The organism is Kocuria rhizosphaerae (genome assembly GCF_044462265.1).
Lineage (GTDB): Bacteria > Actinomycetota > Actinomycetes > Actinomycetales > Micrococcaceae > Kocuria > Kocuria rhizosphaerae.
Genome location: NZ_JBISWL010000067.1, coordinates 1 through 11,723, shown reverse-complemented (window position 1 = coordinate 11,723; position 11,723 = coordinate 1). Strand labels below are relative to the sequence as shown.

The 11,723-nt window shown below is 71.1% G+C and carries 4 protein-coding genes; 3 read left to right on the top strand and 1 reads right to left on the bottom strand.

The annotated features are described in order from the left end of the window. Nucleotides 1–40 precede the first annotated feature (40 nt). Nucleotides 41–2,638, bottom strand: a complete 2,598-nt coding sequence (gene glgP, locus ACH9EU_RS07505) for an alpha-glucan family phosphorylase (RefSeq protein ID WP_396413318.1) — start codon at nucleotides 2,636–2,638, stop codon at nucleotides 41–43. Between the two features lie 155 nt (nucleotides 2,639–2,793). Between glgP and ACH9EU_RS07500 the strand changes: the two genes are divergently transcribed. From ACH9EU_RS07500 to glgB, 3 genes are all read left to right on the top strand, one after another. Beyond that, a complete protein-coding gene (locus ACH9EU_RS07500; protein ID WP_396413317.1) occupies nucleotides 2,794–5,286 on the top strand; it encodes a maltotransferase domain-containing protein in 2,493 nt (830 codons plus the stop codon). A 102-nt stretch (nucleotides 5,287–5,388) separates the two neighbouring features. After that, complete coding sequence (gene treS, locus ACH9EU_RS07495; RefSeq protein WP_396413316.1) at nucleotides 5,389–7,158, top strand: maltose alpha-D-glucosyltransferase; 1,770 nt, start codon at nucleotides 5,389–5,391, stop codon at nucleotides 7,156–7,158. 46 nt (nucleotides 7,159–7,204) lie between these two features. Further along, complete coding sequence (glgB, locus tag ACH9EU_RS07490) at nucleotides 7,205–11,119, top strand: 1,4-alpha-glucan branching protein GlgB (RefSeq protein WP_396413315.1); 3,915 nt, start codon at nucleotides 7,205–7,207, stop codon at nucleotides 11,117–11,119. Nucleotides 11,120–11,723 lie beyond the last annotated feature (604 nt).

The window sequence follows — 11,723 nt, the reverse complement described above, 5'->3', positions numbered from 1 at the left end:
CCCCTCCGCCGGGGGCTCCGGCCGGGAGCCCGCGGCGGGCTCAGGCGTTGGCCACGAGGCCCAGCTCCGCCTTGTCGGCCAGGTCCGCGTGGTCCGGCAGCACCCGGACGGTGTAGCCGAAGGGGCCCGAGCGGTCCACGGTGATGCTTCCGCAGAACTTGTGGCGGCCCCCGCCGAGCTCCCCGGCGGGGGACAGCGGCGCGTGCTTGCGCTCGTGGATGTGGTCCGTCTCCGACACGCGGCCGTAGCCGATCTCGACCTGGACGTCCTCCGGGCTCAGGGAGCCCAGCGTCACGTACGCGCACACGGAGAGCTCGTCGCCGATCTGCGGCTCCTGGGCGACGCCCTCGGTGTCGACGTGCTCGACCGTGACCTGCCCCCACGCCTGCCGGACCCGCCCGATCCACCGGGACTTGGAGCGCGCGGCGGCGTGCCGGTCCTCGGCGGCCCGGCGCCCGGAGACGGCCGCCGGCACGTAGAGCTGCTGGACGTAGTCCTCGAGCATGCGCTTGGCCGAGACCCGGGGACCCAGGGTCGCCAGGGTGTGCTTGACCATGGCCAGCCACTGGTGGGGGATCCCGTCGGCGCTCGGGTCCGAGCCCTCGGCGGTCTCGCCGTAGAAGCGCGGGGCCACGTGGTTCTCGATGAGCTCGTAGAGGGCGGCCGCCTCGATGTCGTCGCGCTCGTCCGGGTGCGCGCTGTCGTCCGCGGTGGGAATGGCCCAGCCGTTCTGGCCGTCGTACATCTCGTCCCACCAGCCGTCGAGCACGGAGAGGTTCAGCCCCCCGTTGAGGGCCGCCTTCATCCCGGAGGTCCCGCACGCCTCGAGGGGGCGCAGCGGGTTGTTCAGCCACACGTCGCAGCCGGGGAAGAGGGTCCGGGCCATGGCGATGTCGTAGTTGGGCAGGAAGACGATCCGGTGCCGCACCGCGGGGTCGTCCGTGAAGCGCACCAGGTCCTGGATCAGCCGCTTGCCCTGCTCGTCGGCGGGGTGGGACTTGCCCGCGATCACGAGCTGCACCGGACGCTCGGGGTCCAGGAGGATCTTCTTCAGCCGCTGCGGGTCGCGCAGCATCAGTGTGAGCCGCTTGTAGGTGGGCACACGCCGGGCGAAGCCGATGGTGAGCACGTTCGGGTCCAGGACCGAGTTCGTCCAGCCCAGCTCGGCGTCGGCGAGGCCGCGCTTCTTCCACGAGGCCCGGAGCCTGGCGCGGACGTCCTCGACGAGCCGGGTGCGCAGTGCGCGGCGCGCGGCCCACAGCTCGGCGTCGTCCACGGTGTAGATCCGCTGCCACCGCGCGGCGCGGTTGAGGTCGGGGCCCATCGGGTCGAGGGCCAGCTCGGCCATGCGCGGGTCGATCCACGTCATCACGTGCACGCCGTTGGTGATCGAGCCGATCGGCACCTCGTCGACGTCGAAGCCCGGCCACAGGCCCTGGAACATGCTGCGCGAGACCACGCCGTGCAGCTTCGCCACGCCGTTGGCCCGCTGGGCCAGGCGCAGTCCCATGACGGCCATGTTGAACTTCGAGGGGTCGCCGCCGTCGTAGTCCTCGGCGCCCAGGGCCAGCACGTTGGCCGTGGGCACGGAGGGCGCGAGGCCCGCGCCGAAGAAGTGCTCGATCTGGGAGCGCTCGAACCGGTCGATGCCGGCGGGCACGGGGGTGTGGGTCGTGAACACCGTCGCCGAGCGCACGGCGGTCAGCGCCTCCTCCCACGTCATGGGCTCGGTCCCGTCCTGCGGCTCCATGAGCTCCGCGATCCGCTCGATGCCCAGGAAGCCGGCGTGGCCCTCGTTGCAGTGGAAGACCTCCGGGGCCGGCACCCCGGTCAGCCGGCAGAACGCGCGCAGCGCGCGGATCCCGCCCATCCCGAGGAGCAGCTCCTGCTGGAGCCGGTGGTCCCCGCCGCCGCCGTAGAGCCGGTCGGTGACGCTGCGGGCGTGGTCGTCGTTCTCCGGGATGTCCGAGTCCAGGAGCAGCAGGGGCACCCGTCCGACGTCGGCCCGCCAGATGTGCGCGGACAGCGTCCGGCCGTTGGGCAGGGGCAGCGTGATCCGGGCGGGCGTCCCGTCCTCCTCCCGCAGCAGCGTGAGGGGCATGCCGTCGGGGTCGAGCACCGGATAGGACTCCTGCTGCCACGCGTCGCGGGAGAGGGACTGCTTGAAGTAGCCGTGCTGGTAGAAGAGTCCCACGCCGACCACGGGCACGCCGAGGTCGGAGGCGCTCTTGAGGTGGTCGCCGGCGAGGATGCCGAGACCGCCGGAGTACTGCGGCAGCACGGAGGTCACGCCGTACTCGGCGGAGAAGTACGCGATCGTCCGCGGCGCGTCCTCCGACTGGGTCCGCTGGTACCACAGCTCGTCCGTGAGGTAGCGGTCGAGATCGGCGTCGAGCTCCGCGATGCGGCGCACCGTCCCGGGGTCGTCGGCGATCTGCTGGATCTCCTCGCGGGTCAGGGACCCGAGCAGCTTGACGGGATCTCCGTGGACGGTCTCCCAGGCCTGCGGGTTCAGGTCCGCGAACAGCTGCTCGGTGGGTCGGTGCCAGGACCAGCGGAGGTTCCTCGCGAGACGGCTCAGAGGGGCGATGGACTCCGGCAGCACGGTGCGCACGGTGAATCTACGGATTGCCTTCACGCCGTCAGACTACCGGTGCGGTGCCCGGAATCCAGGGGCGTCGCACCGAGTCGTCCGCTCGGCGCGCCGGGCCGTCCGCGGAGGTCGCGGCGCGGGGCAGACGCTCGTCCGGCGAGGTCGTGGCGGGCTTAACGATCTCGTGGTTTGTCGCTAACGTGTTCCAGGTGAGCCAAGCCAACACCCCGCCCGCGCCCGGCCCCGGGTCGAACCCCGCCGGCACGCCAGTCCCTGACCCTGCGACGACCCCGGCGGTCCCCGACCCCGGGGCGACCCCGGCCGGCGAGGCGGGTGCCGCATCGGCGTCCGCCGAGCCGCCCGCCCGGAAGGCCCCCGCTCGCCGGAGGACGTCGACCGCCAAGAAGTCCGCGGACGCGGCCGCCGTGCCGGACGAGCCCGGCGTCGAGGTGGTCCCCGCCGCAGAGCCGAAGCCCCGCACGCGCCGGGCCACCACGCCCAGGGCGTCCACCGCCAAGACCTCGACGGCCAAGACGTCGACGACGAAGGCCTCGGGCACCAGGGCGTCGACGTCGAAGACCGCCGCCCCGAAGGCGCCCGCCGCGAGGACGGCCACCACCGCGCGCCGGAGCACGACCACCCGGAAGAAGGCCGCCGGCTCCGCGTTCAGCCGCGAGAACCTGGTCTACGGCCGGATCCCGGTCGTGGACGTGGCCCCGGTGGTCGAGGACGGACGCTTCCCGGCCAAGGCGGTCCCGGGCCAGTCCGTCCGCGTGGGCGCCACCGTGTTCCGGGAGGGCCACGACGCCCTCGGCACCACCGCGGTGCTGTACGACCCGCAGGGCACGGAGACCGAACGGGTGCCGATGCGCCTGGTGGCTCCGGGCACCGACCGCTACGAGGCGTGGCTGACGCCCACCGCCGAGGGCGCGTGGACGTTCGCCGTCGAGGGCTGGGGCGACCTGTTCGAGACCTGGCGGCACGCCGCGGAGATCAAGATCCCCGTGGGCCAGGACGTCGACCTCGTGCTCGCCGAGGGCGTGCGGCTCTTCGACCGCGCCGCGGCCGAGGACGGGCGCCCGGAGTCCGACACCGAGCTGTTCCGCGCCGTCTCCCGCACCCTGGGCAACGGGGACCTGCCGGCGGAGCACCGGCTCGAGGCCGCCACCGCGGCCGAGGTCCTGGCCGTGGTCGGGGACCGCCCGGTGCGCGACCTCGTCACCGAGAGCCGGCGCTGCCCGCTGAAGGTCGAGCGCGACGCCGCCGGACGCGGCTCCTGGTACGAGTTCTTCCCCCGGTCGGAGGGCGCGACGTTCGACGCCGAGTCCGGCAGCTGGAACTCCGGCACGTTCCGCACCGCCTCGAACCGCCTGGAGGCGGTCGCCGGGATGGGCTTCGACGTCATCTACCTGCCGCCGATCCACCCGATCGGGAGCACCCACCGCAAGGGGCCGAACAACACCCTCGTGGCCGGTCCCCAGGATCCCGGCTCGCCGTGGGCCATCGGCGCCCCCGAGGGCGGTCACGACGCCATCCACCCGGACCTGGGCACGTTCGAGGACTTCGACGCGTTCGTGGCGCGGGCCGGGGACCTCGGCCTCGAGGTCGCCCTGGACCTCGCCCTGCAGGCCTCCCCGGACCACCCCTGGGTCACCGAGCACCCCGAGTGGTTCACGACCCGCGCCGACGGCTCCATCGCCTACGCGGAGAACCCGCCGAAGAAGTACCAGGACATCTACCCGATCAACTTCGACAACGACCCGGAGGGGCTGTCCCTCGAGGTGCTGCGGATCGTGGAGCTGTGGATCTCCCACGGCGTCAAGATCTTCCGTGTGGACAACCCGCACACCAAGCCCCTGTGGTTCTGGGAGTGGCTGATCGGCACGGTCAACGCGGCCCACCCCGAGGTCGTCTTCCTCGCCGAGGCGTTCACCCGCCCCGCGATGATGCAGGCCCTGGCCCGGGTCGGGTTCCAGCAGTCCTACTCCTACTTCACGTGGCGCAACACCAAGCAGGAGATCACGGAGTACTTCGACGAGATCAGCAACCGGACCTCGGCGGTCTACCGGCCGAACTTCTTCGTCAACACCCCGGACATCCTCACCGAGTACCTGCAGTTCGGCGGGCCGGCGGCCTTCAAGATCCGTGCCGTGCTGGCCGCGACGGGCTCCCCCCTGTGGGGCGTCTACGCCGGCTACGAGCTCTTCGAGCACGTAGCCCGGCAGGGGGCCGAGGAGTACGTGGACAACGAGAAGTACCAGTACCGTCCCCGTGACTTCGCCGGCGCGGAGGAGCGCGGGGAGTCGCTGGCCCCGTACATCACGCGGCTCAACGAGATCCGGCGGCGGCACGCCTCGCTGGGCGACCTGCAGAACCTCACGGTGCAGCAGACCTCCGACGACGCACTGGTCGCCTACTCGAAGACCAAGACCGTGCGGCACGGCGGCTCCACGTACAAGGACACGATCATCGTGGTCGTGAACGTGGACCCGCACGCCGTCCGGGAGGGCACGGTGTGGCTGGACCTCGCGTCGCTGAACCTGGACGACGCGGACTTCAACGCGGACGGCAGCTTCTGGGTGGACGACCTCCTGAGCGGCAGCTCCTGGAAGTGGGGGACGCACAACTACGTCCGGCTCGACCCGCACTACGAGCCCGCCCACGTACTGCACATCCGGCGTGACGTGAAGTAGGGGCTCTCCGGATCCCGTCGGGGCCTCCCCGGGCTCGTCCCGGGGAGGCCCCTCCCAGCACCGACGAACCCGTCCCACCAGTCCGAAAGGCGGCACCCCCGCATGAGCACCTCGCCGTTCTCGCTCAACGCCCCCGGCATCTCCCACGACCCCGACTGGTTCCGCAAAGCGGTGTTCTACGAGGTGCTCGTCCGGGCGTTCTCCGACGCCAACGGTGACGGCTCCGGCGACTTCTCCGGACTGATCGACAAGCTCGACTACCTGCAGTGGCTGGGCATCGACTGCCTGTGGATCCCGCCCTTCTACGAGTCCCCGCTGCGGGACGGCGGCTACGACATCTCCGACTACTACTCCGTGCTCGACGAGTTCGGCACCATCAGCGACTTCAAGCGCCTCGTCGCCGAGGCCCACGCCCGCGGACTGCGCGTGATCACCGACCTCCCGCTCAACCACACCAGCGACCAGCACCCGTGGTTCCAGGCCTCCCGGGAGGACCCGGACGGTCCCTACGGCGACTTCTACGTGTGGTCGGACACGGACGAGAAGTACCAGGACGCCCGGATCATCTTCGTGGACACCGAGGAGTCGAACTGGACGTTCGACCCGATCCGCCGGCAGTTCTTCTGGCACCGCTTCTTCGCCCACCAGCCGGACCTCAACTTCGAGAACCCGGCCGTGGTCGAGGCCGTCTTCGACGTCGTGAAGTTCTGGCTCGACATGGGGATCGACGGCTTCCGGGCCGACGCCATCCCGTACCTCATCGAGGAGGAGGGCACGAACTGCGAGAACCTCCCGGGGACCCACGACTTCCTGGTGCAGCTGCGGGCCATGGTCGACAAGGAGTACCCGGGACGGGTCATCGTGGCCGAGGCGAACCAGATGCCGCACGAGGTGGTGGAGTACTACGGCACGGAGGAGTCGCCCGAGTGCCACATGTGCTTCCACTTCCCGATCATGCCCCGGATCTTCTACGCGCTGCGGGACCAGAAGGCCGGCCCCATCATCGAGACGATGAAGGAGACCCCGGACATCCCGCGCGGCACCCAGTGGGGCACGTTCCTGCGCAACCACGACGAGCTCACGCTCGAGATGGTCACCACGGAGGAGCGCCAGGCGATGCTCGGCTGGTACGCCCCGGACTCCCGCATGCGCGCGAACGTGGGCATCCGCCGCCGGCTCGCGCCGCTGCTGGACAACTCCCGGGCCGAGCTCGAGCTGATCCACGCCCTGCTGCTGTCACTGCCGGGCAGCCCGTTCCTCTACTACGGGGACGAGATCGGCATGGGCGACAACATCTGGCTCGACGACCGTGACGCCTCCCGCACCCCCATGCAGTGGACCCCGGACCGCAACGCCGGGTTCTCCAAGGCGGACCCGGGCAAGCTCTACCTGCCCGTGGTCCAGTCGCTGGTCTACCACTACAACCAGGTCAACGTGGAGGCCCAGCTCGCGTCGTCGTCGTCCCTGCTGCACTGGATGCGGCAGATGCTGGCGGTCCGCAAGGCCCACCCCGCGTTCGGGCTGGGCTCCTACGTGCAGCTCGAGACCGACCACGACTCCGTGCTCGCGTTCCTGCGCCACCTGCCGGACGAGGAGTGCGAGGACGGCCGCGGCGAGACGGTGCTGTGCCTGTTCAACCTCGCCCACACCCCGGCCTGCGCCCGGGTGCGGATGCCCCGGTTCTCCGGGCGCGGCCTGCGCGAGCTCTTCGGCGGCGACCTCTTCGGCGAGGTGGACGAGGCCGGGGAGTACCGCATCACCCTGGGCAGCCAGGACTTCTTCTGGCTCCGCCTGCGCGCCGAGCGCCGCGACGACGGCACGCACCCGCAGACCACGGCCATGCCGATCATCACCACCACCTCGACGTCCTGAGCACCCGTCCGGCCACCCCACGACCGCCCCGGAAGGACCTGATCCCATGACCGACCAGCACTCCGACGAGCTCCTCGACCTCCTGCGCCGGTGGCTGCCGCGGCAGCGGTGGTTCCCCTTTCCGGACGGCGGCGCGGGCGCGACCCTGCGGGTCGTCGCGCAGCTCGGCCTCCCGCAGCGGGACGGTGTGGACGCCCGCGTCCTGCTGGTGGAGGCCACCGAGGGCGAGCGCTCGGAACTGCTCCAGGTGCCGCTGACCTTCCGCGCCGCCCCGCTCGAGGGCGCGGAGCGCTTCCTCGTGGGCGAGCTGCCGGCGCCGCCGGAGGAGGCCGAGGCCGACACCGGAGCGACCCCGCGCCGCGCGGCACGCTTCCTCAAGGAGCAGGCGGCCCGGGCCGGACGGGTCGTGGCGCACCGCACGGGTCTGCCCCTGCCGGGGGCCGAGGACGCCGTGGCGGGTCCCTGGGTCCACGACGGCGTCGGCGACCCCGTCTTCGCCGGGGCGGCGCTCGCGCTCATGGAGCAGGACGGCACGCTGGGATCGGGGCCCCTCGGACTCACCGTCACCGGCGCGCACGTGGACGCGCTGCACGTGCACTACACCGTGGACGGCCAGGACCAGGTCCGGGTGATCTCGAGCGAGCAGTCCAACTCGTCCGTCATCCTCACCCCGCCCCAGGACGCGACCGAGGCGGACGCGGTGATCGTGAAGTTCTTCCGCGTGGTCGGGGAGGGCGACAACCCGGACGTCGAGGTGGGCCGGGAGCTCACCGAGCTCGACTGCCCCGCGGTCCCCAGGACCTTCGGCTGGCTCGGGGCCCGCTGGCGCTCCGGCCTGCACACCCACGAGGGGCAGCTGGCCGTGGCCACCGAGTTCCTCGCCGGCTCCGCCGACGCGTGGGGCCTGGCCGTCGACGCCGCGACCTCGGGGACGGACTTCACGGAGGAGGCCCGCGAGCTGGGCCGGACCACCGCGCGCGTGCACCGGGACCTCGCCCGTGCCTTCGAGGAGCAGGTGCCCGACGACGAGGCCCGCTCCCGGCTGCTGGACGACCTCGCCCGGCGGATCCGCTGGGCGCGGGAGGAGACCGGACCGCTGTTCGACGACCACGCCGCGCAGCTCGACGGCCTGCTCGAGGCCCTCGGCGAGGTCCGGGACGTGCCGCCGCTGCAGCGGATCCACGGCGACTACCACCTCGGCCAGGTGCTGCAGGCCGAGGAGGGCCAGTTCAAGGTCCTGGACTTCGAGGGCGAGCCCCTGCGGCCCATCGCGGAGCGCACCCGGCCGGACGTCGCCCTGCGCGACGTCGTGGGCATGCTCCGCTCCTTCGACTACGCGGCCGCCTTCGGCGCCCGTGCCGGCGCCGAGGACGCCGAGGACTGGGGGCGGCGTGCGAGCGAGGCCTTCGTGGGCGGCTACGAGCAGGGCGCGGGGCACCCCGTGGACCGCGACTCCACACTGTTCCTGGCGCTGTGGCTCGACAAGGCGCTCTACGAGGTCGTCTACGAGCAGCGCAACCGCCCGGACTGGGTCGACGTTCCCGCCACGGCGGTGCGCCGTTCTCTGGAGGGCCTCCGGTCGCGTAGCGTGAAACCTGAAACCGCCGGTGCGACCACCGCAGCCGGTCCCGAGATCGACGACGACAGCTCCCGTTCCGCACAGGTCGCCCCGGCGGAACCGGGAACGGAAATCGAGGACGCAGTGACCGCCAGTTCTTCGCAGGACCGATCCGACCCCGTCCGGTCCGCACCGGCCCGCGACGTCGCCCCGGCGTCCGGACCGCTGCCCGTGCCCGAGCACGTTCTGGCCGCCGTGTCGGAGGGTCGCTACCACGACCCCCACGGCGTCCTGGGAGCGCACCTGAACCCGGACGGCACGGTCACGGTCCGGACGCTGCGCCGTTTCGCGACGTCGGTGTCCGTCGTGACCCCGGACGGCACCTTCGAGCTCGCCCACGAGTGGGGCGGGATCTTCGCCGGTGTCGTCCCCGCCCACGAGCCGGGCCGGATCCCCGACTACCGCGTCGAGGTCGGCTACCGGGGCAACGACCCGGTGCGGGTGGACGATCCGTACCGCTTCGGTCCGACGCTCGGGGAGCTGGACCTCCATCTCATCCGCGAGGGCCGCCACGAGACCCTGTGGACGGCACTGGGTGCTCACGTGCGCCGCTACCCCTCCGCCCTGGGCGACATCACCGGGGTGAGCTTCGCGGTGTGGGCGCCCAACGCGCAGGCGGTGCGCCTGATCGGCGACTTCAACGGCTGGGACGGCACCGAGCACGCCATGCGCTCGCTGGGATCCTCCGGGGTGTGGGAGATCTTCGTCCCGGGCCTGGGGACCGGCACGACCTACAAGTTCCGCATCCAGGGACGTGACGGCGGCTGGCGGGAGAAGGCCGACCCCATGGCCTTCGGGACCGAGGTCCCGCCGTCCACGGCGTCCCGCGTCTTCGAGTCGAACTACGAGTTCCAGGACGACGACTGGATGGCACGCCGCGAGACGATGCAGTGGCACAGCGAGCCCATGAGCGTCTACGAGCTGCACATCGGCTCGTGGCGCAAGGGCCTGGGCTACAAGGAGCTCGCCGAGGAGCTCGTCGAGTACCTCACGTGGCAGGGATTCACGCACGTGGAGTTCATGCCCGTGGCGGAGCACCCCTTCGGCGGCTCGTGGGGATACCAGGTCACGTCCTACTACGCGCCGTCCTCCCGCTTCGGCAGCCCGGACGAGTTCCGCTACCTCGTGGACAAGCTCCACCAGGCCGGCATCGGCGTGATCGTCGACTGGGTGCCCGGGCACTTCCCGAAGGACGAGTGGGCGCTCGCCCGGTTCGACGGCGAGCCCCTGTACGAGCACGCCGACCCGCGGCGCGGCGAGCACAAGGAGTGGGGGACGCTGATCCCCGACTACGGGCGCAACGAGGTGCGCAACTTCCTGGTGGCCAACGCCTCGTACTGGCTCGAGGAGTTCCACGTGGACGGGCTGCGCGTGGACGCGGTGGCGTCCATGCTGTACCTGGACTACTCGCGCGAGGACGGCGAGTGGGAGCCCAACGTCTTCGGCGGCCGCGAGAACCTGGAGGCGATCTCCTTCCTCAAGGAGGCCAACGCCACGGCGTACAAGCGCACGCCCGGGATCGTGATGATCGCCGAGGAGTCGACCTCCTTCCCCGGGGTGACGCGGCCGACCGACGCCGACGGACTGGGCTTCGGGTTCAAGTGGAACATGGGCTGGATGAACGACTCCCTCGAGTACATGGCCGAGGATCCGGTCAACCGGTACTACCACCACAACAAGCTGACGTTCTCCATGGTCTACGCGTTCTCGGAGAACTTCATGCTGCCCATCTCGCACGACGAGGTCGTCTACGGCAAGGGCTCCCTGCTGCGGAAGATGCCGGGCGACCGCTGGCAGCAGCTGGCCAACGTGCGCGCCTACCTCGCGTTCATGTGGGCACACCCCGGCAAGCAGCTGATCTTCATGGGCACGGAGTACGCCCAGGAGTCCGAGTGGTCGCAGGAGCACGGGCTGGACTGGTGGCTCTCCGAGACCCCGCCGCACAAGGGTGTCCAGGAGCTCGTCCGCACCCTCAACACCATCTACCGGGAGACCCCTGCCCTGTACGAGCGGGACAGCAACCCGGCGGGATTCGAGTGGATCGACGCGGGCGACGCCGGGCGCAACACGCTGTCCTTCACCCGGTGGGACGAGCACGGCAACCCGCTGGTGTGCGTGGCGAACTTCGCCGGCAACCCGCACGAGAAGTTCCGTCTCGGGATGCCCTGGGAGGGGGAGTGGGTCGAGGCCCTCAACACGGACTCCGAGCTCTTCGGCGGATCGGGCGTCGGGAACCTCGGTCGGGTGCGGGCCACCGAGGGCGCCTACAACGGGAAGCCGGCCTCGGCCGTGCTCACCGTGCCCCCGCTCGCCGTGCTCTATCTGAAGCCGGTCGGTCACTGACACCGCTCCGGCCCTGACCGGGCCGGGGCGCACGCGGGGAGGGCCCGGGTCCACCGGACCCGGGCCCTCCGTGTCAGCCTCCCCTGTCCGACCCGCACGCCGGTCGGTGGTGCCGGCCGCACCCCGGTGGGCCGCCGATCCCCTGGACGCACACCGGCTGCAGACCCGGTGGAGACCGGGATCGCCGACCGCGTGCGCCGCCCGGCGCGAGCCGCCGGAGGGCGGATCACGACCGAGTTGCACGACTGCGGCAAAGGGAGTAACTTCTTCCAAGTCGTCACGGCGAGGAACTCCTCCGGGAGCCACCGGGGCGGCACCCCACTCCGAACGTTCCTCCGGACAGCCGCCGAGCTGATCGGGATCGTGTTAGAGTGGTAGCTTGCGAGCTTGGCCGGAAGGCGAGGCGGTCACCGAGTGGACACCGAGTGTTCATCCGAGATTGACCGGCCCGACCCGAAGCGCTAAGGTTGCAGAGCACTCCGGCGGCAAGGTGTCAAGGACTGACACGCCGATCGGTCTGTTGTTTGAGAACTCAATAGTGTGCCATGTTTGTTGATACCGGATTTTTTTCGGTTGATTGTGTTGTCGCCGTTCCGCCTCCGTG